Raw genomic sequence first — 20,843 nt, 5'->3', positions numbered from 1 at the left:
TCGGCGTTTCAGAGGGTTTCGGTGAGGCTGCCGGCGGCCAGGTGCCAGCGGCGGGTCGCCGTCACGGTGTCGAGCATGCGGCGGTCGTGGGTGACCAGCAGCACCGTGCCCTCGAAGGATTCGACGGCCTGCTCCAGCTGCTCGATGGCGGGCAGGTCCAGGTGGTTGGTGGGCTCGTCGAGCACCAGCAGGTTCACACCACGCGCCTGCAGCAGCGCCAGCGCGGCGCGGGTGCGCTCGCCGGGGGAGAGTGTGTCGTTGGGGCGCAGCACGTGCGGGCCGCGGAGACCGAACTTCGCGAGCAGGGTGCGGACATCCGACTCGTTCCAGTCGGGGATCTGCGCGCTGAATGTGTCCGCGAGGGTGGCGGTTCCGCGGAACAGGCCGCGGGCCTGATCGACCTCGCCGACCGCGACGCCCGAACCGATCGACGCGGAACCGTTGTCCGGCTTCATCTTTCCCAGCAGCAGCGACAGCAGGGTGGATTTGCCCGCGCCGTTCGCGCCGGTCAGCACGATGCGGTCGCCCCAATCCACCTGCACCGTCACCGGTCCCAGGGTGAACTCGCCGCGGGACACCGTCGCGCCGGACAGGGTGGCCACCACCGCGCCGCTGCGGGGCGCGGCCGCGATGGACATGCGCAGCTCCCACTCCTTGCGCGGTTCCTCCACCGCGTCCAGGCGTTCGATGCGCTTGAGCGTCTGCTTGACCTTGGACGCCTGCTTCTCGGTGGACTCCGCGCGGGCCTTGCGGCCCATCTTGTCCGAATCCGCCTTCGACTTGCGGCGGGCATTGCGGACGCCGTGTTCCATCCAGTTGCGCTGCATATTGGCGCGCGCTTCCAGACCGGCCTTGGTGTCGGCGAACTCGTCGTAGGCCTCGCGGGCGTGGCGGCGCGCGATCGCCCGCTCCTCCAGATACGAGTCGTAACCGCCGTCGTACACGCCGACCTGCTGCTGCGCCAGATCCAGTTCGACGATGCGATTCACGGTGCGCGCCAGGAACTCCCGGTCGTGGCTGATCACCATGAGCGGCTCGCGGACCCCGGTCACGAACTGCTCGAGCCGGGCCAGACCGTCCAGATCGAGGTCATTGGTGGGCTCGTCGAGCAGCAGGATGTCGAAGCGGGACAACAGGACCGAGGCCAGACCGGCGCGAGCCGCCTGACCACCGGAGAGCACGGTCATCGGGGTGGCCAGGCCGTGCGGGAGGCTGTCGGTGAGGCCCAGATCGGCGGCCACCTCGTCGGCGCGCTGCTCCAGGTCCGCGCCGCCCAGGGCGAGCCAGCGCTCCAGGGCGGGGGAGTACTCGTCGTCCCCGCCGTCGGCGAGGCGTTCGGCGGCGGCGTCCATGGTCTGCTGGGCGGCGGCCACCCCGGTGCGGCGGTACAGGAACTCCAGCACCGTCTCGCCCTCGACGCGCTCCGGCTCCTGGGCCAGATAGCCGACGGTGGCGTCCGGCGGGCTCAGCACGATCTCGCCCTCGTGGGCGTCGCCGGCGGCGAGCATGCGCAGCAGGGTCGACTTGCCCGCCCCGTTCACGCCGACCAGGCCGATCACATCGCCGGGGGCGAGGATCAGGTCCAGGTCGGAGAACAGCAGACGCTCGCCGTGTCCGGCGGCCAGGCCGCGCGCATGCAGAGTGGTGCTCACCAGGGCGATTCTGCCGTGTTCAGGGTGGCACCCTGACGTCGGGCCTCGGAAAGTTCAGGGTCGTTATCGGGCGACCGACCGATGTGCGCGCGGCGGTGGCTCGGCAGAGTGGAGACATGACCACAGAGTTTCCGACCCCGGCCCCGAAGCGACTGACCCGCTCCCAGCACGACAAGTGGATCGCCGGCGTGTGCGGCGGTCTCGCCGAATACGTCGGCTGGAGCCCCGGTCTCGTCCGCTTCCTCTTCATCCTCTCCTGCCTGCTGCCCGGACCGCAGTTCCTGCTCTACATCGCGCTGTGGATCATCATCCCCAAGCGCTGAGTCATCCCCAGGCCGCGAGTTGTCCACAATCGGCATCGAAGGTGGTGCGAGGGGTGATCGCGAGTGCCAGGATGGTGATCACGCCACTGCGGAGGAGTGCACACCATGGTCACATCGGGTGATCTGCCCGGACTGGATCTGCCCGGACTGGACGCGCATTCGGAACTTGGTGGGCTAGGTGCGGTCGAGTTGTCGCACCCCACACAGGATCTCGACGCGGACGGCCTGGCCGACACCGTGACCACCGGCACCGCACACGCCATGCAGGTGTGGACGGATCTGGATCACGACGGTTACGCCGACCATGTGACCGTGGTGGACAGCGACGGTGACTACGCCGCCTGGGAATTCCACCACAACTCCGACGGCACCACCGCGTGGGTGCGCACGGACGGCGGACACCTCGGCGGCACCTAGCCGGGGCTGACGGGGGTTTCACGCCACGGGCTTCAGCCCGTGGGGAATCGAGGGGGGATCGATGGGTGAATCCGGCGACTTCGGCGTGCGCGTCACCGCCCTGCACACCGCGGCCACCACCCTGCGGGACAACGCCGGGGCGCTGCGACAGCACGCCCACGCCATCGGCGACCACGCCTTCGGCCTCGGCGACGACGCGGTGGGACGCGACTACTCCGCCCAGGGCGCCGGGATCCATCAAGGATTCGAGCGTTCGGCAGGCTGCCTCCGGCATTGGGCCGCCGCGGCCGCCGCCACCGCCGATGTCTTCGACCGCGCGGCCACCGAATACGCCCGCCTGGACCACGAACGCGTCACCGCCCTCCACCAGGTCGGCCGATGACCTTCGACCCCACCGGCCAGACCGTCGACCAGATCCTCGACCACGGAGCGCCCGGGCTGCGCTACTGGGAACAGCTCCTGCCCTTGTACGCCAAGGCATTCGGTGAACCGGCCGGTGTGACCGTGACTGAGCTCTACGCCCGCTATGACGAACAACGTGGCCTCGACCTCGATGAATTCGACACCGCCCGAAGCGAACTGGACAAGGCGCTCGCCGACGCCGAATTCCGCTTCACCTCACACCAAGCGGTGGCGAACTCCCTTCCGTCTGCCTGGACCGGCGCTACCGGAACCGAGGCCCTCGCCCTCCTGAATTCCCAACTGCGGCAGGCCCGCGAAGACCTCGACACCATCCGCACCGCCTCCCAGGCGATCGCCGCCGCCCTCGACCCGATCCGCGCCGCCATCCTCACCAAAGCGGAACGAACCCGCGACCTCCTCGCGCCCACCCCCGGCGGCGAAGCCCCCGTCACCCTCGACGGCAGAACCCCCGACGCCATCAGCGCCCTCGCGGAAGCGGACCCCTGGCTCACAGCCACCTTCCGGCCCGAGGTCGACCGGCAACTGGCCGCCTTCACCGCCACCTGCGCGGCCACCGCCGACACCATCGAATCCCACTACCGCACCATCATCACGGCCTTCGAGCAGGTCATCGACCACACTTATCCACAACCATCCCAAGCCCTGCTGCCCCGACCGGAGACGAACTCCGCAGCCCTGCTCGGCAACTCTGCTGGGGCGCAGACCGACTCGGCTGCGGCGGAGACCAGTCCTGCCGGTGTGCAGCCCGGTGTGGTTCCCGCGCCGTCCGAGCCCGATTCTTCGCCGCCGACAGTAGGTCCTGGCCGATGCCCAGAAACCGACGTCGGGGCGGCACAGTCGCGGGCCTGCTGCGGGCCAGGCGATTCGGGCACGCGCCAACCTACGCAGGAGGGACCCGGCCGGCCCGCCGCCGGCACCGCGACCGGGCAACCCTGTGACCCCGCGTGTTTGAAGGCCGCGCCCGCCCGTCCGGTCGAGGCCACCGAACCCGCTTCCGCCGGACCGGGGACCGCCGCGGAGCCGCCGGTTCCCGATGCACCCACCCCGTCCGATTCGGGGTCCGTCGCCGTGCCGAAACAGGCTCAGCCCCAGACCGAAATGTTCGCGCACGCGCTCGAGGGCCTGGTCGGCAAGCTCGAAACCGGTTTGCAGCAGGGATTTTCCGCCGTTCTCGAGCAACTCGGCTCCCTGTCCGCCCCCGCGTCCGATGCCCCGGGCGACGTAGAGACACCCGCAGGGCAGGAGAAGTCTGCCGAACCGCACCCGGGTCCGGCGACGTCGAACCTTCCGACCGGTCATCTCGAATTCGATCTCGCCGGAAAGCATTTCGTAGTCGATCGCGATCCGACGGGTGACACGTCCATCGCCGTCACCGACGAATCCGGCCGGACTCAGGTCTGGAGCCTGACAACCGACGACTCCGGTAAATCCGCACTTGCCCCGGACACCACAGTCGGGCACCCGACCGCCCCTGCCGCCGGTGACCCCGGTCCGGTGACTGCCGCGCCAGACCCGCGCCCACCAGAAAATTCGCCCCCGGTTGAAGCTGCCACGCCGCCGGGTTCACCTTGCGCTACGGAGGTCCCGACCGGATTGGCGCCGATTCAGGTCCCCTGTATGGCTCCGCCATCGGCTGAATCGCCCACTCCGGCAGCGCCTTCCGGAGGGCACGAACCGGCCACACCCACATGCACCGGAACTCCTGAGCTGGACGCCGGAAAGTCCCCGGACGGCGGCGAGCTGTCCGGGTGCGACGGGCTCGGCGGCGTCGAGCCGGGCGGGTCCACCGTCTGTCCGGCGGTGCCTGGAACTCCAGAGCTGACCGCGCCGCTGGGCGGCGACGAGTCGCCACTGGCCGAAGGGGGGCCGCCTGGTGACCTGTCGGTGCCGGTGTCACCCGCCGATCCTGGCGCGGACCTAGGAAATCCCGATGTGCCGCTTGAGATTCCGGAGGCCGGTGTCGAGATCCCTTGACCGTCGCTGGGAGTCGGGTTACTTGCGGAGGGCCTGGATGAGTTGGAGGACGGGGAGCTTCTGGGGCTGCTCCGGCTCGTCCTCGACGGCGTCGGGGTCGACGACCTGGGTGTGGGGGATGAGGGCTTCGGGGTCGGCGAACGGCTTGTACTTCTTGTCGCCGAGCAGGGTGTAGTTGAGGTAGCCGACCAGGAGGGCGCGGGTGAGGCGCTCGGTCCTGGGCTCGTGCTTGCCCGCGCCCAGGGCGGCGAGGGCGCGGCGGCCCTCGACCATGCCGTTGTGGGTGGCCTTGTCGAGAGAGCGGAGGATCGCGCTTTCGCCCCAGGCGGAGGCCAGGGGGAGGGCATCGGAGCTGACCGAGTCGATGTCGGCGGCGCCGGCCAGGATCAGGGCGGGGGCGTCGACCTTGGTGGCCAGGGCCTCGGCGGAGGGGGCGGTCGGGGAGGGGAAGAGGGCGGCGACGGCGGCCACCTCGCGCTGAGAGGCGGCGATGACAGCCGCGCCCGCGCCCATGCCGTGACCCACCAGGGCCAGGCGGTCGGGGCGGACGCTGATATTGCCGGTGCCCAGCCGCACCCCGGCGCAGATGTCGAGGGTGGTGAGCAGGTCGGTGGCCAGGTTCAGGTGCGAGGGGATCGGCCCGCGCTCGGTGTCGGGCGCGGCCGCGACATAACCCCAGGAAGCGAGGTGTTCCAGCAGGCGGCGGTAGTTGCCGACCCCGGTCAGCCAGCCGTGCCCGAAGGCCACCGCGGGCAGGTTCAGCCCCTTGCCGGGCGTGTACACCACCCCGGGCAGCCCGGCGATGCCGAGATTCCCGCGCAGCACCTCGTGCGGGCCACGCAGGGTCAGAGTGCTCAGGAGCGATTTCACAGACACCGACACGAAGATGAACTTAGTCGGTCCGGCGGCCGAATGCCTCGAGCGAACCCACGCGGAGACGCACGGAACCCAAAACGGATGGGGCTAGGCTGGTGAGCCATGTGCGGAATCGTGGGGTATGTGGGGTACCGGGATGCGCTCGGCGTAGTGGTCGATGCGTTGCGCCGCATGGAGTATCGGGGCTACGACTCGGCCGGAGTCGCGATTCTGGACGGGTCCGGCGGGCTGGCGGTCGAGCGCAAGGCGGGACGGCTGGCCAACCTGGAGGCCGAGCTGGTCGATCGCGGGCCCGAGCACTACGCCGGGTCCACCGGCATGGGCCACACCCGCTGGGCCACGCACGGCGCGCCCACCGACCGCAATGCCCACCCGCACCGCGACCGCACCGGCCGGGTCGCGGTGGTGCACAACGGCATAATCGAGAACTTCGCCCCGCTGCGCCGCGAACTCGAGGAGGCGGGCGTCGAGCTGGGCAGCGACACCGACACCGAGGTGGCGGTGCACCTGGTGTCGCAGGCCTACGCGGCCGGGGACACGGCCGGTGATTTCGTCGCCTCCGCGCTGAGCGTGGTGCGCCGCCTGGAGGGCGCGTTCACCCTGGTCTTCACCCACGCCGACCACCCGGGCACGATCGTCGCCGCCCGCCGCTCCACCCCGCTGGTGGTCGGGGTCGGGCAGGGCGAGATGTTCATCGCCTCCGACGTCACCGCGTTCATCGAACACACCCGGGAGGCAGTCGAACTCGGCCAGGACCAGGCCGTGGTCATCACCGCCGACAGCTACCGGGTCACCGACTTCGCGGGCATCGCCGACGAGGCGCGCACCCGCCCGTTCACCATCGACTGGGACCTGGCCGCCGCCGAGAAGGGCGGCCACGACTACTTCATGCTCAAGGAGATCGAGGAGCAGCCGACGGGTGTCGCCGACACCCTCATCGGTCACTTCGCGAACGGCCGCATCGTGCTCGACGAGCAACGGTTGCACGACCAGGAGCTGCGCGAGGTCGACAAGGTGTTCGTAGTCGCCTGCGGCAGTTCGTATCACGCGGGCCTGCTCGCCAAGTACGCCATCGAACACTGGACGCGACTGCCCGTCGAGGTCGAGCTGGCCAGCGAATTCCGTTACCGCGACCCGGTTCTGGACCGCTCCACCCTGGTGGTCGCCATCTCCCAGTCCGGCGAGACCGCCGACACCCTGGAGGCGGTGCGGCACGCCAAGGAGCAGAAGGCGCGGGTCCTCGCCATCTGCAACACCAATGGCGCGCAGATCCCCCGTGAGGCCGACGCGGTGCTCTACACCCGCACCGGCCCGGAGATCGGGGTGGCGTCGACCAAGGCGTTCCTGGCCCAGATCACCGCCAACTACCTGGTCGGGCTGGCGCTGGCGCAGGCGCGCGGCACCAAGTACCCGGACGAGGTGGCGCGCGAGTTCGCCGAACTGGAGTCCATGCCGAAACTCGTTGCGCAGGTGCTGGAATCGGCCGAGAAGGTGCGCGCGATCGCCCGCCAGTTCGCGCAGGTGCCGACGGTGCTGTTCCTGGGCCGCCACGTCGGCTACCCGGTCGCCCTCGAAGGCGCGCTCAAGCTCAAGGAACTCGCGTACATGCACGCCGAGGGCTTCGCCGCGGGCGAGCTCAAGCACGGCCCGATCGCGCTCATCGAGGACGGCCTGCCGGTGTTCGTGGTCATGCCGTCGCCGAAGGGCCGGGCGGTGCTGCACTCCAAGCTGCTCAGCAATATCCGCGAGATCCAGGCTCGCGGCGCGCGCACCATCGTCATCGCCGAGGAGGGCGACGACACGGTGCGGCCGTTCGCCGACTTCCTGATCGAGATCCCTTCGGCCCCAACGCTGTACCAGCCGCTGCTGTCCACCGTCCCGCTGCAGATCTTCGCCGCCGAGGTGGCGCAGGCGCGCGGCTACGACGTGGACAAGCCGCGCAACCTGGCCAAGTCCGTCACCGTCGAGTAGGACCGGCCCGTCACTGGACGGTGACGGTGCCCTTCATGTCCGGGTGCAGCGGGCACAGGTAGCGGTAGGTGCCCGGCGTGGTGAAGGTGTGGCTCCACTCGCCCTTGCGGATGATCGGGCTGTTGATGCCGAGCGCGACATCTCCGATGCCCTGCACCGCGTGCGGGGCCTTGTCGTCGAACTTCCAGGTCACGGTGTCCCCGGCCTTCACGGTGATGTCCGCCGGGGAGAACTTCATGTCCGTCACGTTCACGGTGACCGCGGCGGGCGCGGCCGGACCGGTCGAGGTCGCCGCCGAGGACGCCGGAGCCGCGGCCGTCGAGGTGGCGGCGGGCTTCGAGGTGTCCGAGGAGCAGCCCCCGGCCGCTAGCGCCGCCGCTACGACGGCGACGAGAAGCAGGGCACGCGAGGACGACTGGCGTATCGGCATGTCAGCCAGGCTAGTACCCGCTGATAGCGGACCATTCGCGGGACCGCCCTGACCTGCGCGGCGAACCGACGGGCGTAGTCTCCACAACGGCAGGCAGTCCGAATCCGGGAGGCGACCCATGACCGCACCGGCGGTGCGCGACCACGCGGTACTCGACTACTACACGGCCGACGAGGTGCGGGCCGCCGAAGCCGAGCTCTTCACCCGCGTACCCGCCGGAATGCCCATGCGACGAGCCGCCTTCGGCCTTGCCGAGGTGGTGGTCGGCGAACTGCGCGAACGTACCGGCGGCATCGCCGGACGCGCGGTCACCCTCCTCGTCGGCTCCGGCGACAACGGCGGTGACGCGCTGTGGGCGGGCTCCTTCCTGCGTCGCCGCGGCGTCGCGGTCCGCGCGATCCTGCTCGCCCCCGAGCGCGCCCACGCCGAGGGATTGGCGGCGCTGCACCGGGCGGGCGGGCGAATCGTCGAGGCTCCCCCCACCGCGCACGAGCCGCGCGGGGACGCGGCGGCGCGGGAAGACGTGGCCGAGGCGATCCTGGGCCTGCCGGACCTGGTGGTGGACGGCATCGTCGGGATTTCCGGGCGCGGGGCGCTGCGGCCGGTCGCGGCGGAATTGGTTGCGGGCGTGCGCTGCCCGATCATCGCCGCCGATCTGCCCAGCGGCGTCGACCCCGACACGGGGGCGGTGAACGGTCCGGCCGTCCGGGCGGATGTCACCGTCACCTTCGGCGCGTTGAAGCCCGTGCACGCCCTGGCCGCACCGTATTGCGGCCGAATCGAGCTGGTACCCATCGGATTACGGCTGCCCGAGCCGAATCTGATCGGGCTCGAACCACGGGCGGTCGGCGCGGGCTGGCCCGTCCCCGGACCGTTCGATGACAAGTACACGCAGGGCGTGACCGGTGTGTGCGCGGGCAGCGGCACCTACCCGGGCGCGGCCGTGCTGTGCACCGGCGGCGCGGTCGCGGCCACCTCCGGCATGGTGCGCTACGCGGGGACCGGCGCGGCGCAGGTGCTCGCCCACTTTCCGGAAGTGATTGCCGCCGAATCCATTCCCGCGACCGGACGCGTGCAGTCGTGGGTCATCGGCCCCGGCGCGGGCACCGATACCGCAGCCCGCGACCGCCTGGCCGAGGTCCTCGCCACCGACCTCCCCGTCGTGGTGGACGCCGACGCCCTCACCCTTGTGGCCGCCGACCCGACCCTGGTCACGGGCCGCGCCGCCCCCACGGTCCTCACCCCGCACGCCGGCGAGTTCGCCCGCCTCACCGGCGCCGAACCCGGCCCCGATCGAGTCGCCGCGATTCGCAAACTCTCCGAATCCTGGCAGGTCACAGTCCTTTTGAAGGGTAGGGCCACCCTGATCGCGAGCCCCGGCCATCCGGTCATCGTCAATGAGGCCGGTGGTTCCTGGGCCGCCACCGCCGGTTCCGGCGATGTCCTCTCGGGCATCATCGCGGCCCTGCTGGCCGCCGGCCGCGATCCCGCCTGGGCCGCGGCCGCCGCCGCCCGAGTCCACGCCCTGGCCGCCAACCTCGCCGCCCACTCCGCCACCACCGCGGGCGCCCCGATCTCCGCGTCCCCCTTGCTCTCCCATGTCCGCGAGGCCATCGGCACGCTCCGCGAACTCGCGGGGGAGGGCCACATCAACCGGTAGTGGCGGCGTTGTGCAGGGCGGTGCGGGCGGCGGCGATGACGGGGTGGTCGCCGGTGCCGCGGCGGTAGGCGAGGTGGGTGCGGCGGCGGGTGGGGAGCGGGGTGAGAGTGACGGCGGCCGGGGCGGAATGGGTGCCGAGGTCGGGGACGAGGGCTACGCCCTGGCCCGCGGCGACCAGGTTGAGGACGGTGCCGAAGTCGTCGGCGTGGTGGCGGATGCGGGGTGTGAAGCCGGCGGCCAGGCAGGCGCGGACGGTCATTTCGTAGCAGAGGGTGCCGGGGGTGCCCGCGATCCAGGGGGAATCGGAGTGGGCGGTGAGTGGGCCGGGGGTGAGGGTGGCGAGGTGGATGGTCTCCTCGAAGAGGGGTTCGGTGTCGAGGCCGGGTTCGGGGGTGAGGGGGACGTAGTCGTATTCCTGGAGCAGGGCGATGTCGAGGGTTTCGGCGCGCAGCGCGGCGGGGGCGGCGGCCGGATCGAGTTCGGTGACCAGGAGTTCCAGCAGCGGATGGTCGCGGCTGAGGGAGACCAGGGCGGGGGAGAGGATGTGGTGGACAGCCGTGGGGAAGGCGCCGATACGCAGGGTGCCGGTGAGTTCGGTTCGGGCGGAGGCGAGTTCGGCGGTCGCCTGCTCCAGGACGGCGAGGATGGTCTCGGTGTGCTCGACCAGACGCAGCGCGGCGGGGGTGAGGACGACGCTGCGGCCGGTGCGTTCCAGCAGCGGCAGCCCGGCCTCGCGTTCCAGGGCGGTCAGCTGCTGGGAGACGGCCGAGGGCGTGTAGGTGAGGGCGTCGGCGACCGCGGCGATGGTCTTCCGGTGCGCGAGTTCGCGGAGCAGACGCAGGCGACGGACATCCAGCATCAGTTGATCTTATGCTCGGGGATAGAAACGTGAAATAGACCTGACGCATCCGCTCGGCCAGGCTGGTGCCATGACATTCAACGGCCTCTACGTTCCCCTGGTCACGCCCTTCACCGCCGACGACGAGCTGGCCGCGGACGCCCTGGAGGCGCTCGCCCACGAGGTCCTCGACGCCGGTGCGGCGGGCCTCGTCGCGCTGGGCACCACCGGCGAACCCACCACCCTCACCCACGACGAACAGCGGCGCGTCATCGATATCTGCGCCCGCGTCTGCGCCGAACGCGACGTCACTCTGATCGTGGGCGCGGGCTCGAACGCCACCCACGACTCGGCGCGCGCCCTGTCCGCCCTCGACCCGCGCGCCACCGCCGCCCTCGCCGTGGTCCCGTACTACAACCGGCCCTCGGAAGACGGTGTGGTGGAACACTTCCGGGTCCTCGCCGCCGCCAGCCCGGTGCCCGTGCTGATCTACCACATCCCCTACCGCACCTCCCGCACCCTGAGCGCCGAAACCCTGTGCCGGCTGGCCGAACTGCCGAACGTGGCGGGCTTCAAGTACACGGCGGGCGGCATCGACGAGACCACGGTGGCCTTCCTGGCCCGCGTCCCCGAGCACGTCTCGGTGCTGGCGGGCGACGACCTGTTCGCCGCCCCGCTGCTGGCGCTGGGCGCGACCGGAGCGATTCTCGCGTGCGCCAATGTCGCACCTGCGGCCTACGCCGACCTGGTCGCGGCCTGGCGCACCGGCGCGCTCGACACCGGCCGCGCCCTCGGCAACCGGCTGGCCCCGCTGGCCGACGCCCTGTTCGCCGAACCCAATCCCATTGTGGTGAAGGCGGTTCTGGCCGCGCAGGGCCGCATCCCCACCCCGAACGTGCGGCTGCCGCTGCTGCCGGCGAGCCCCGAAGCCCTCGCCGGAGCCCTGGCCGCCGTGCCCGCGGCACTGGCCGCGGCGATCTGATTCCGCCCCGCGACGGCCGCCCCGACTCGGGTGTGACGCGAATCGCCCCTGCCCGGATGGCAGGATCGGTGGTGTGAAGCAGCCCGACCCACAGGTGGAAACCCTCGTCGACCTGGACGCCATCGCCCACAATGTGCGCATTCTGGCCGAGCACGCCGGTGACGCCGCGGTCATGGTCGTGGTGAAGGCCGACGGGTACAACCACGGTGCGGTCGAGGTGGCGCGGGCGGCCCTGGCGGCGGGGGCGCGGGAACTGGGCACCACCACGGTCGCCGAGGCGGTGGCCTTGCGGACCGCCGGGATCACCGCGCCGATCCTGTGCTGGCTCAACACCTCCGACGCCGACTACGGCAGCGCCATCGCCGCCGATATCGAGATCGGGGTGTCGGCGCTCGCGCAGCTGGAGGCGGTGGCCGCGGCCGCCCGGCAGCTGGGGCGCCCCGCGACCGTCAGCCTGAAAGTGGATACCGGGCTCAACCGCAACGGGATTCCCGCCGCCGAATACCCGGAGGTCCTGGAGCTGCTGCGCCGGCTGGTCGACGACGGGACCGCGCGGCTGCGCGCGATCTTCTCGCACCTGGCGCTCGCCGATCAGCCCGAGCACCCGGTCAACGACCGGCAGCGCGAACGCTTCCTCGAGTTCATCGCCACCGCCAAGGAACACGGCCTCGAACCCGAACTCGTGCACATCGCGAATTCCGCTGCCGCGCTGACCCGCCCGGACCTCGCCTTCGACATGGTCCGCCCCGGCATCGCCGTCTACGGCCTGTCACCGATTCCCGAACTGTCCGACTTCGGGCTGCGCCCGGCCATGACCTTCCGCGCCCGCGTGCTGCGGGTGAAGCGAGTCGCCGCCGGGGAAGGCGTCTCCTACGGCCACGACTGGATCGCCGAACACGACACCACCGTCGCGCTGCTGCCCGCCGGATACGCCGACGGCGTGCCGCGCACCCTCGGCGGGAAGTTCTCGGTGTGGCTGGGCGGCGCGCGCCGAACCCAGATCGGGCGGGTGTGCATGGATCAGATCGTGGTGAACCTCGGCGAGAACGAGGCCGGAGTCCAGGCGGGCGACACCGCGGTGCTGTTCGGCGGCGAACCCGGACAGCCGCGCGCCCAGGAATGGGCCGACGCGCTCGGCACCATCAACTACGAGATCGTGTGCAATCCGCGCGGCCGCGTCGTGCGCGACCACATCGGCGGTGACCGGTGAACGACCACCGCACGCTCGTCACCGTCGAGGACACCGAGGCGCTGGGCCGCGAGATCGCCGAACAGCTGCAGGCCGGGGACCTGGTCATCCTCGACGGCCCGCTGGGCGCCGGCAAGACCGCGCTCACCCGCGGCATCGCTGCCGGGCTGGGCGTCCAAGGACGGGTCAGCTCACCGACTTTCATCATCGCCCGCCAGCACCGCGCCGGCGCGCACCCGGGCGCGGTGGCGCTGGTGCACGTGGACGCCTACCGGCTCGGCGGCGACCTCGACGAACTCGACGCCCTCGACCTCGACACCGATCTCGACCACGCCGTCGTGGTGGTGGAATGGGGTCTCGGTGTGGCCGAACACCTGGCCGACCGCCACTTGCGGATCCAGCTGCGCCGCGAACCCGAGTCCGATGTCCGCACCGCGGAATGGGAGTGGGTCGCCGCCACCTGATCCGGCGCGAGATTCCCGCAGGCAGACACCACGCCGAGTGGGCTGTACCACCCGGTATTGTTGAGGCAATCATGCTGATATTGGCTGTCGACACCGCGACTCCCGCCGTCACAGCGGGACTGGTGGAACTGGAACCGGCGCAACCCGGGTCGAACGCACCGCGCATCACCACGATCACCGCCGAGGTGACCGTGGACGCACGCGCGCACAACGAGGTGCTGACCCCCCAGATCCTGACCTGCCTGGCCGAATCGGGCCGCTCGCGGGCCGATATCGCCGCGGTCGTCGCGGGTATCGGGCCGGGGCCGTTCACCGGACTGCGGGTCGGCATGGCCACCGCCGCCGCCTTCGGCGACGCGCTCGGCATCCCCGTGTACGGGGTGTGCAGCCTCGACGCCATCGCCGCCGACACCGAGAGCTATCTGCGCGAGAGCTCCGACCCGGTGGAACTGCTGGTCGTCACCGACGCCCGCCGCCGCGAGGTGTACTGGGCGCGCTACCGCGCCGTCCCCGGCAGCCTCGTCCTCGAACGCTGCGAGGGCCCCGAGGTGAGCAAGCCCGGCGACCTGGACCAGGCCGCCGCCACCCTGATCGCCGGATCCGCCTCGCACGTCGACTTTTTCGACCTGCCCGTGCTGCCGGTCGAGACGCCGTCCCCGGCCGGGCTGGTGCGCTGCGCCGCCGCCGACATCCTGTCCGGCGCCGTCCCCGCCCCGCTGGTGCCGCTGTACCTGCGCCGCCCGGACGCCGTCGAGAAGAGTTACGCGCAGGTGGGCCGATGACCATCCGCATCGAACCGATGCGGCCCGCCGACGTCACCCGCTGCGCACAGCTCGAGCAGGTGCTTTTCCCCGAGGACGATCCCTGGCACGAGGTGTCGTTCCTGTCGGAACTGGCCGGACCGCACAACCGCTACATCACCGCCCGCGACGCCGGCGGGGACATGGTGGGCTACGCCGGAATCGCGTTGCTCGGCACCGCCGAACACCCCGAAGCCGAAGTCCACACCATCGGCGTCGACCCGGACCAGCACCGGCGAGGCATCGGCACCCTGCTGCTCGAGGCGCTGCTGCTGGAGGCCGGACGCCGCGGCGGACCCGTCTTCCTCGAGGTCCGCACCGACAACGCGCCCGCCATCACGCTCTACGAGAAGCACGGCTTCCACATCATCGGGCTGCGCAAGAACTACTACCAGCCCAGCGGGGCCGACGCGTACACCATGCGGCGACCGGCCATGGCCGGCTTCCCGCAGGACGGATTCACCAAGGACGCCGAGGTCTCGTCATGATCGTCATGGGTATCGAAAGCTCCTGCGACGAAACGGGAGTCGGCATCGTGCGGCGGCTGCCGGACGGCAGCTGCGAACTGCTCGCCGACGAGGTCGCCTCCAGCGTCGACCAGCACGCCCGCTTCGGCGGCGTGGTGCCCGAGATCGCCTCGCGCGCACACCTCGAGGCCATCGTGCCCGCCATGCGCCGGGCCCTGGCCACCGCCGGGATCAGCAAGCCCGACGCGCTCGCCGTCACCATCGGCCCCGGCCTCGCCGGTGCCCTGCTGGTCGGCGTGGCGGCGGCGAAAGCCTATGCGGCGGCCTGGGATATCCCGTTCTACGCGCTCAACCACCTGGGCGGGCACGTCGCCGTCGACACCCTCGAGCACGGGCCGATGCCGCCCGCGGTCGCCCTGCTCGTCTCCGGCGGGCACACCCACCTGCTGCAGGTGACCGACCTCGGACAGCCCATCACCGAACTCGGCAGCACCGTCGACGACGCCGCGGGCGAGGCCTTCGACAAGGTGGCCCGGCTGCTCGGTCTCGGCTACCCGGGCGGACCCGTCCTGGATTCCATTGCCACCGATGGCGATCCGAAGGCCATCGCCTTCCCGCGCGGCATGACCGGACCCCGCGACCCGCGCTACGACTTCTCCTTCTCCGGCCTCAAGACGGCCGTCGCCCGCTATGTCGAAGCGGCGCAACGGGAAGGCCGCGACCTGCCCATCCCCGATATCGCCGCCTCCTTCCAGGAGGCCGTCGCGGACGTGCTCACCATGAAGGCGGTGCGCGCGGCGCAGGACGTCGGCGTCGACACCCTGGTGCTCGGCGGCGGCGCGACCGCCAACTCCCGCATCCGGTCGATGGCCGAAGAGCGGTGCACGACAGCGGGAATCACGTTGCGTGTCCCCAAGCCGCGCCTGTGCACCGACAACGGCGTCATGATCGCCACCCTCGGCGCGCACGTGATCGCGGGCGGCGCACAGCCTTCCGCACTGACCGTGGCCACCGATCCGGGCCTGCCGGTCTCCACCAGCTACCTGTGAGAGTCGGACCGCGGTGGTCGCCCGGCACGGGCGCCGACGGTCAACGGCTCAGAGCCGGCCGCTGAAATCGCTGGGAGGCGGCATAGGCGGTGGCGCGCGGCGTCGGCGAGACGTGCGGTTCCGGATCGATCGGCGGCAGCTTGGTGCCCAGCAGCGGGCCCAGCAGGCGCGGCAGATCCGCGGGGAACGGAATCTGGGGTAGATCCGGGTCCGGACGCAGCGGCGGTTGCTGCGTGGTGACGCTGGGGACGACCGTGGGAGTGCCGTTCGCCGAACCGGTCTGGGCCGGGGGCACGGCGACCGTGGTGCGGTGGCTCGGGTTCTGGTTCGTGGTCGGGTTGACCGAACTCGGCGCCGGAACGGTGGTCGTCGGCACGGGCGGCGTGGTCGGCGGCTGCTGCGTCGAGGTCGGCGAGTAATGCGCGGGCTGCGGTTCCTCGATCACGAACTCCTTGACCCCGTACCCGACGATCAGCCCGACCACCACGATCGCCCCGGCGAGCGTGCCCGCCAGCTTGGTGAAGGTGCCGATCGGCGCGTCCGAGCCCAGGCCGATCACCGGGAAGGCGGTCGGCACGGTCGAATCCGCCACCAGCGCCGCGCCTTTCGCGATCGCGGACTCCGGCTCCGGCACCGTGACCACCGGGATGTCGAGCTGGCGTTCCAGCCCCACCACCATGATCGGCACGTTCGCGCCGCCGCCGATCACCGCGACCGCCTCCGGGAACTTCGGGGCCCGCGTGAACACGCCGCGCGCGAACACCGACAGATCGTGCAGCAGATCGGCGACGATCTCCTCGAAATCCACCCGGGTCAGCTTGAGCGGCTGCCCGGCCACATGATCGATGGTCACCGCCGGGACCACCGACAGGTGCTCCTTGGCGGCGCGGCTGCGATTGAGCAGGATGCCGCGGTTCGGGCGGATGCCGCGCCGCGACAGGTGGCAGTCCAGCAGGTGCTGCAGGATCAGTTCGTCGATGGCGTTGCCGCCGATGGTGGTGATGCGCTCGGACCGCAGCACGGTGTCGTCGGCGTGATCGGCGACCGAGACCGTGGTGCCCTTGGCCCCGATGTCGATGACCGCCACCGTGTCCCAGCGGTCCAGCAGGCCGGTGTGCCGCAGGTAGGCGAGGGCCGCGGTGGTCTCCGGAATCAGTTGCACGCCGTGGCGCTGCCGCCCGATGGCGGACCGGATGATCTGGGCCTGCTCGCGGTCCCGGTAGGCGACCGCGATATCGCCGGGCGGCGTGGAGTCGGGCTCGTGGCGGCCGTTGTTCCGGGCGCCCGCGCCGACCGGATGCACGGTGTCGCGGGGGATCTGGGTGGTCATCAACTCGATCGAGGAGGCCACGAGATCACCGAGGTCGGAGTGCGCGGTATCGGCCGTCACGACCCGGTAGTCGAAGCTCTGGGCGCCGTTGGGCGCGGTGGCGACCGTCGCCGAGCACACCACTTCGCTCCCGGCCGAGATGCCGAGGGATGTTCGCATGTTCACCTCCCTTCGAGCGGATGGTCCTGGTGGAGACGACCATCTCGAACGGACTCCGGGCGCGCCCAACGGGTAGCGGACGATTCCGGCGAGCTACGGACCGTGGCGGGCTCGCGTCCGATGGGGCATCCGGACCTGCCACTGATCACTTGCGGTCTTGCTCTCTTCTCGAGCCCGTGCGCGGGGTTGCCGCACGGAAAGCGGGGTGAAGCAGATGTGTAACTGTCGACGGCGCGCGTGACGCAACCGATTCGGTCTCGCCGCGTGGCCGCCGTCAATGGTGTCACAATCCGTTATCCGAACGTTACAGATTTTCGGATTTCTTTGGAAGACCTCAGATTCCCGGGCCGTCACGTCGGCGAGTCGTGTCAGGAGGGTGCGCTGGCAGCCCCTTGCCTTGAGCGCTGGCACTCCCGTGTATAGAGTGCTAGGTGGCACTGGTATTTGTGCTCAGGTGCCAGCTGATGACTACTGAGCAGGGGTCCCGGCACCCGCGACGACGGGGCTGATTGCACAGGGTCACGCACATGACCGAAACCGTGCGTCCGGGGAACAGCCCCGGACGAGAAGAATCCCCTGAAAGTGGAGGGCTCAACGTGGCGAGCGTGAACATCAAGCCGCTCGAGGACAAGATCCTCGTCCAGGCCAACGAGGCCGAAACCACCACCGCCTCCGGTCTGGTCATCCCTGACACGGCGAAGGAGAAGCCCCAGGAGGGCACCGTCATCGCCGTCGGCCCCGGCCGCTGGGACGAGGACGGCGAGAAGCGCATCCCGCTGGACGTCAAGGAAGGCGACGTCGTCATCTACAGCAAGTACGGCGGCACCGAGATCAAGTACAACGGCTCGGAGTACCTGATCCTGTCGGCCCGCGACCTGCTGGCCGTCGTCACCAAGTAAGAACGCTCCAACTCTCGGGGCCCAGGGGGCTTCCCCTGAACCCCTTACGAGAGACACCGCCCCGGAGTCGCAGCTGCCAATACAGCAACCGGCCCGGGGCGGAGTGCGTTCGCCCCCGACCTTCACAGGAGTAGGTACATGGCAAAGCAGATCGAGTTCGACGAGAAGGCTCGTCGCGCTATGGAGCGCGGCGTCGACAAGCTCGCCGACGCCGTCAAGGTCACGCTCGGCCCGCGCGGCCGGCACGTGGTGCTGGCCAAGGCCTTCGGTGGCCCGACCGTCACCAACGACGGTGTGACCATCGCCCGCGACATCGACCTCGAGGACCCCTTCGAGAACCTGGGCGCGCAGCTGGTCAAGAGCGTCGCCACCAAGACCAACGACGTCGCCGGCGACGGCACCACCACCGCCACCGTGCTGGCGCAGGCGCTCATCAAGGGCGGCCTGAAGAACATCGCCGCGGGCGCCAACCCGATGACCCTGGGCAAGGGCATGAGCAAGGCCGCCGACGCGGTCGCCGCCGCCCTGCACGCCGCCGCCACCCCGGTGAACGGTGAGAAGGCCATCGCGCAGGTCGCCACCGTGTCCTCGCGGGACGAGGAGATCGGCGCCCTGGTCGCCGAGGCGCTGACCAAGGTCGGCAAGGACGGCGTCGTCACCATCGAGGAGTCCTCGGGTCTGCAGACCGAGGTCGCCATCACCGAGGGCGTGCAGTTCGACAAGGGCTACCTGTCCCCGTACTTCGTCACCGACCCGGAGACCATGCAGGCGGTCTACGAGGACGCGTGGATCCTGCTGAACCGCGAGAAGATCAGCTCGCTGCCGGACCTGCTCCCGCTGCTGGAGAAGATCGCCGAGTCGGGCAAGCCGGTCGTCATCATCGCCGAGGACGTCGACGGCGAGGCGCTGTCCACCCTCGTGGTGAACGCGATCCGCAAGACCCTCAAGGTGGTCGCGGTGAAGGCCCCGTTCTTCGGTGACCGCCGCAAGGCGTTCCTGGACGACCTGGCCATCGTCACCGGCGGCACCGTGGTCAACCCGGACCTGGGCATCACCCTGCGTGAGGCCGGCCTGGACGTGCTGGGCAAGGCCCGCCGCATCGTGGTCACCAAGGACGAGACCACCATCGTCGAGGGCGCGGGCGCGCAGTCCGACATCGACGGCCGGGTCGCGCAGCTGCGCAAGGAGATCGAGAACACCGACTCCGACTGGGACCGCGAGAAGCTGGAAGAGCGGCTGGCCAAGCTGGCCGGCGGCGTCGCCGTCATCAAGGTCGGCGCGGCCACCGAGACCGAGCTCAAGGAGCGCAAGTACCGCGTCGAGGACGCGGTCGCCTCGGCCAAGGCCGCGGTCGCCGAGGGCATCGTCCCCGGCGGTGGCACCGCCCTGGTGCAGGCCGCCGCCACGCTGCCGGCGCTGCGCGACTCGCTGTCCGGTGACGAGGCCGTCGGCGTCGAGGTCGTGCGTCAGGCCCTGCTGGCCCCGCTGTACTGGATCGCCAGCAACGCCGGTGTCGACGGCGCGGTCGTCGTCTCCAAGGTGACCGAGGGCGAGAACGGCTTCAACGCCGCCACCCTCACCTACGGCGACCTGGTCGCCGAGGGTGTCATCGACCCGGTCAAGGTCACCCGCTCCGCCGTCGAGAACGCCACCTCGGTGGCCCGCATGGTGCTGACCACCGAGTCCGCCATCGTCGACAAGCCCGTCGAGGAAGCGGCCGACGCCCACGCCGGCCACTCCCACTGATCGATCGGTGACACCGAGGCCCCCGGACGGATTCCGTCCGGGGGCCTCGGCGTTTCAGGCTGTGGAGCACGTCGTCTCGACGGCTGCGTGCGGGCATGAATTCTCATGGCGCGCACGGAGTTCCAGTGTCCGAATTGTCCCATTTGATTGGGGCGCTACCCGGGGGTGCCCTTACCAGTTGAAAGGGTAGGGGCGGGGTGGAATTGGGAGATTGCCCCGGAGAGCGTTCCGGGGCGCGGGGTGGGTCAATCTCTCACGGGGAACGACGAACGGCCGTTTCCGTTGCGGAGAGCGGTGTGCGAATGGTGAATCGGGGTCGGCGGGGCCGGGTCGGTGGCTATCGCGGCGAGAAGGCGGTCGCGGAGGGCCGGCGGCGGCGGTACGGCCGGCACGGACGCGGCCAGCGCGAGCGCTTCTCGGGTCTGCTGCACTTCCAGGGTGAAGGCGGCACGCAGTACGGGGTCATCGGTATCCAGAAGGTCCGCCACTGCGCGCTGATCTTCGTCGCCGATCGATCCGAGCGCGACAGTGTGCGCGAGATCGATCTGGCTTTCGTTCATCTCACGTCACTCCCAAACTTTTCTTGAGTCGTGTCAGTCCGTCCCGAATACGGGACTTAACGGTAGGTAACCCTACGCCCAGATAGGCCGCCACCTCGGCGTATGTCCGACCGCCGAAGTACGCGAGCGAGATCGCCTCCCGCTGCGTCTCGGTCAGGGTGGCCAGCCCGGCGAGCACCGCCTGCTGTTCCAGCCGCCGCCCGACCTCCTCGGTGACCTCGTCGAATTCGTGACCGAGGGTGCTGGTGCCGTACGCGACCTCACGCTGGGCGTGGGCCTGTTCGGCGCGGACTCGGTCGACCGCGCGGCGATGGGCCAGCGTCATCAACCAGGTGACAGCCGATCCCTTGTTGGGATCGAAATTGGCGGCCGTGCGCCAGATCTGGAGATAGACCTCCTGAGTGGTCTCCTCCGCGTATCCCGGATCGTGGAGCACGCGTAGGACCAGGCCGAACACTCGCGCGCTGGTGCGGTCGTACAGCTCGGCGAAGGCCTGCTGATCGGACTGCCCGCAACGCTCGAGAAGTGCGGCGAGTTCGAGACTTTCGGCTGCGCGCGCCGTCACCGCAGAGTCCACGCTGGGTGCATCCACCCCTCGTCCGTCCCTCGAGCTCTGGAACGAGTCGCCCTCTGC

General features: G+C 70.5%; 21 protein-coding genes. 14 read left to right on the top strand and 7 right to left on the bottom strand.

Annotated features, from left to right (window positions below; all coding sequences use genetic code 11):
* Window positions 1-8 precede the first annotated feature (8 nt).
* The gene (locus ACWEOI_RS00665; protein ID WP_433670788.1) at window positions 9-1,652 is read right to left on the bottom strand and encodes an ATP-binding cassette domain-containing protein; all 1,644 of its coding nucleotides are present in this window, start codon (window positions 1,650-1,652) and stop codon (window positions 9-11) included.
* Window positions 1,653-1,768: 116 nt separating this feature from the next.
* On the opposite strand from ACWEOI_RS00665, the gene ACWEOI_RS00660 reads away from it, so the two are divergent.
* The 4 genes from ACWEOI_RS00660 (at window position 1,769) to ACWEOI_RS00645 (ending at window position 4,789) form a co-directional block, all read left to right on the top strand.
* Entirely contained in the window at window positions 1,769-1,975 is a 207-nt protein-coding gene (locus ACWEOI_RS00660; protein WP_357088867.1) for a PspC domain-containing protein, read from the top strand.
* Between the two features lie 105 nt (window positions 1,976-2,080).
* The gene (locus ACWEOI_RS00655) at window positions 2,081-2,392 is read left to right on the top strand and encodes a DUF6802 family protein (protein ID WP_452358582.1); all 312 of its coding nucleotides are present in this window, start codon (window positions 2,081-2,083) and stop codon (window positions 2,390-2,392) included.
* A gap of 61 nt (window positions 2,393-2,453) precedes the next feature.
* Entirely contained in the window at window positions 2,454-2,774 is a 321-nt protein-coding gene (locus ACWEOI_RS00650; protein WP_452358581.1) for a hypothetical protein, read from the top strand.
* Window positions 2,771-4,789, top strand: coding sequence for a hypothetical protein (locus ACWEOI_RS00645; RefSeq protein WP_452358580.1), 2,019 nt, complete (start codon window positions 2,771-2,773; stop codon window positions 4,787-4,789). The genes ACWEOI_RS00650 and ACWEOI_RS00645 overlap by 4 nt, the downstream gene beginning before the upstream one ends.
* A gap of 18 nt (window positions 4,790-4,807) precedes the next feature.
* Here the strand turns inward: ACWEOI_RS00645 and ACWEOI_RS00640 are convergent, their stop codons facing one another.
* On the bottom strand, window positions 4,808-5,671 hold the full coding sequence (locus ACWEOI_RS00640) for a poly(ethylene terephthalate) hydrolase family protein (RefSeq protein WP_433670794.1): 864 nt from the start codon (window positions 5,669-5,671) through the stop codon (window positions 4,808-4,810).
* Between the two features lie 96 nt (window positions 5,672-5,767).
* On the opposite strand from ACWEOI_RS00640, the gene glmS reads away from it, so the two are divergent.
* Window positions 5,768-7,636 (top strand): glutamine--fructose-6-phosphate transaminase (isomerizing), encoded by a 1,869-nt coding sequence (glmS, locus tag ACWEOI_RS00635; protein WP_433670796.1) that lies wholly within the window; start codon window positions 5,768-5,770, stop codon window positions 7,634-7,636.
* 10 nt (window positions 7,637-7,646) lie between these two features.
* On the opposite strand, the gene ACWEOI_RS00630 is transcribed toward glmS, so the two are convergent.
* Entirely contained in the window at window positions 7,647-8,066 is a 420-nt protein-coding gene (locus ACWEOI_RS00630) for a cupredoxin domain-containing protein (protein WP_452358579.1), read from the bottom strand.
* Window positions 8,067-8,184: 118 nt separating this feature from the next.
* Here ACWEOI_RS00630 and ACWEOI_RS00625 point away from each other — a divergent pair, with 118 nt between their 5' ends.
* Window positions 8,185-9,726, top strand: coding sequence for an NAD(P)H-hydrate dehydratase (locus tag ACWEOI_RS00625; protein WP_452358578.1), 1,542 nt, complete (start codon window positions 8,185-8,187; stop codon window positions 9,724-9,726).
* Here ACWEOI_RS00625 and ACWEOI_RS00620 read toward each other — a convergent pair.
* A complete protein-coding gene (locus ACWEOI_RS00620) occupies window positions 9,716-10,585 on the bottom strand; it encodes a LysR substrate-binding domain-containing protein (RefSeq protein ID WP_433670802.1) in 870 nt (289 codons plus the stop codon). The two genes, ACWEOI_RS00625 and ACWEOI_RS00620, sit on opposite strands and share 11 nt — an antisense overlap.
* Before the next feature lie 70 nt (window positions 10,586-10,655).
* Here ACWEOI_RS00620 and dapA point away from each other — a divergent pair, with 70 nt between their 5' ends.
* From dapA to tsaD, 6 genes are all read left to right on the top strand, one after another.
* Window positions 10,656-11,546 (top strand): 4-hydroxy-tetrahydrodipicolinate synthase, encoded by an 891-nt coding sequence (dapA, locus tag ACWEOI_RS00615; RefSeq protein ID WP_452358577.1) that lies wholly within the window; start codon window positions 10,656-10,658, stop codon window positions 11,544-11,546.
* Window positions 11,547-11,619: 73 nt separating this feature from the next.
* Window positions 11,620-12,756, top strand: a complete 1,137-nt coding sequence (gene alr, locus ACWEOI_RS00610; protein ID WP_433670806.1) for an alanine racemase — start codon at window positions 11,620-11,622, stop codon at window positions 12,754-12,756.
* The gene (gene tsaE, locus ACWEOI_RS00605) at window positions 12,753-13,199 is read left to right on the top strand and encodes a tRNA (adenosine(37)-N6)-threonylcarbamoyltransferase complex ATPase subunit type 1 TsaE (RefSeq protein WP_433670807.1); all 447 of its coding nucleotides are present in this window, start codon (window positions 12,753-12,755) and stop codon (window positions 13,197-13,199) included. The genes alr and tsaE overlap by 4 nt, the downstream gene beginning before the upstream one ends.
* 71 nt (window positions 13,200-13,270) lie before the next feature.
* A complete protein-coding gene (tsaB, locus tag ACWEOI_RS00600; protein ID WP_433670808.1) occupies window positions 13,271-13,981 on the top strand; it encodes a tRNA (adenosine(37)-N6)-threonylcarbamoyltransferase complex dimerization subunit type 1 TsaB in 711 nt (236 codons plus the stop codon).
* On the top strand, window positions 13,978-14,487 hold the full coding sequence (gene rimI, locus ACWEOI_RS00595) for a ribosomal protein S18-alanine N-acetyltransferase (RefSeq protein ID WP_433670810.1): 510 nt from the start codon (window positions 13,978-13,980) through the stop codon (window positions 14,485-14,487). Before tsaB ends, rimI begins: the two co-directional genes overlap by 4 nt.
* The gene (tsaD, locus tag ACWEOI_RS00590; protein WP_452358576.1) at window positions 14,484-15,515 is read left to right on the top strand and encodes a tRNA (adenosine(37)-N6)-threonylcarbamoyltransferase complex transferase subunit TsaD; all 1,032 of its coding nucleotides are present in this window, start codon (window positions 14,484-14,486) and stop codon (window positions 15,513-15,515) included. Before rimI ends, tsaD begins: the two co-directional genes overlap by 4 nt.
* A 40-nt stretch (window positions 15,516-15,555) precedes the next feature.
* On the opposite strand, the gene ACWEOI_RS00585 is transcribed toward tsaD, so the two are convergent.
* A complete protein-coding gene (locus ACWEOI_RS00585) occupies window positions 15,556-17,004 on the bottom strand; it encodes an Hsp70 family protein (RefSeq protein WP_452358575.1) in 1,449 nt (482 codons plus the stop codon).
* A 596-nt stretch (window positions 17,005-17,600) separates the two neighbouring features.
* On the opposite strand from ACWEOI_RS00585, the gene groES reads away from it, so the two are divergent.
* Window positions 17,601-17,903 carry a co-chaperone GroES gene (gene groES / locus ACWEOI_RS00580; RefSeq protein WP_033086015.1) on the top strand — a complete coding sequence of 101 codons (303 nt, stop codon included), beginning with the start codon at window positions 17,601-17,603 and terminating at the stop codon, window positions 17,901-17,903.
* Window positions 17,904-18,041: 138 nt separating this feature from the next.
* Window positions 18,042-19,649, top strand: a complete 1,608-nt coding sequence (groL, locus tag ACWEOI_RS00575; protein ID WP_433670813.1) for a chaperonin GroEL — start codon at window positions 18,042-18,044, stop codon at window positions 19,647-19,649.
* Between the two features lie 245 nt (window positions 19,650-19,894).
* Here the strand turns inward: groL and ACWEOI_RS00570 are convergent, their stop codons facing one another.
* Together ACWEOI_RS00570 and ACWEOI_RS00565 are read right to left on the bottom strand one after the other, a co-directional pair.
* Entirely contained in the window at window positions 19,895-20,209 is a 315-nt protein-coding gene (locus tag ACWEOI_RS00570) for an RskA family anti-sigma factor (protein ID WP_452358574.1), read from the bottom strand.
* 1 nt (window position 20,210) lies between these two features.
* Window positions 20,211-20,786, bottom strand: a complete 576-nt coding sequence (locus tag ACWEOI_RS00565; protein WP_452358573.1) for a sigma-70 family RNA polymerase sigma factor — start codon at window positions 20,784-20,786, stop codon at window positions 20,211-20,213.
* Between the last annotated feature and the right edge of the window lie 57 nt (window positions 20,787-20,843).

This window comes from Nocardia sp. NPDC004340, from assembly GCF_053602575.1.
This window is presented reverse-complemented; position numbering and strand designations above follow the sequence as displayed.

Excerpts from the sequence above, each read along its gene's own strand:
- ACWEOI_RS00660 (WP_357088867.1), top strand. The coding sequence starts at position 1,769 with ATGACCACAGAGTTTCCGACCCCGGCCCCGAAGCGACTGACCCGCTCC.
- ACWEOI_RS00655 (WP_452358582.1), top strand. The coding sequence starts at position 2,081 with ATGGTCACATCGGGTGATCTGCCCGGACTGGATCTGCCCGGACTGGAC.
- ACWEOI_RS00650 (WP_452358581.1), top strand. The coding sequence starts at position 2,454 with ATGGGTGAATCCGGCGACTTCGGCGTGCGCGTCACCGCCCTGCACACC.
- ACWEOI_RS00645 (WP_452358580.1), top strand. The coding sequence starts at position 2,771 with ATGACCTTCGACCCCACCGGCCAGACCGTCGACCAGATCCTCGACCAC.
- glmS (WP_433670796.1), top strand. The coding sequence starts at position 5,768 with ATGTGCGGAATCGTGGGGTATGTGGGGTACCGGGATGCGCTCGGCGTA.
- ACWEOI_RS00630 (WP_452358579.1), bottom strand. The coding sequence starts at position 8,066 with ATGCCGATACGCCAGTCGTCCTCGCGTGCCCTGCTTCTCGTCGCCGTC.
- ACWEOI_RS00625 (WP_452358578.1), top strand. The coding sequence starts at position 8,185 with ATGACCGCACCGGCGGTGCGCGACCACGCGGTACTCGACTACTACACG.
- ACWEOI_RS00620 (WP_433670802.1), bottom strand. The coding sequence starts at position 10,585 with ATGCTGGATGTCCGTCGCCTGCGTCTGCTCCGCGAACTCGCGCACCGG.
- dapA (WP_452358577.1), top strand. The coding sequence starts at position 10,656 with ATGACATTCAACGGCCTCTACGTTCCCCTGGTCACGCCCTTCACCGCC.
- tsaB (WP_433670808.1), top strand. The coding sequence starts at position 13,271 with ATGCTGATATTGGCTGTCGACACCGCGACTCCCGCCGTCACAGCGGGA.
- rimI (WP_433670810.1), top strand. The coding sequence starts at position 13,978 with ATGACCATCCGCATCGAACCGATGCGGCCCGCCGACGTCACCCGCTGC.
- tsaD (WP_452358576.1), top strand. The coding sequence starts at position 14,484 with ATGATCGTCATGGGTATCGAAAGCTCCTGCGACGAAACGGGAGTCGGC.
- ACWEOI_RS00585 (WP_452358575.1), bottom strand. The coding sequence starts at position 17,004 with ATGCGAACATCCCTCGGCATCTCGGCCGGGAGCGAAGTGGTGTGCTCG.
- groL (WP_433670813.1), top strand. The coding sequence starts at position 18,042 with ATGGCAAAGCAGATCGAGTTCGACGAGAAGGCTCGTCGCGCTATGGAG.
- ACWEOI_RS00570 (WP_452358574.1), bottom strand. The coding sequence starts at position 20,209 with ATGAACGAAAGCCAGATCGATCTCGCGCACACTGTCGCGCTCGGATCG.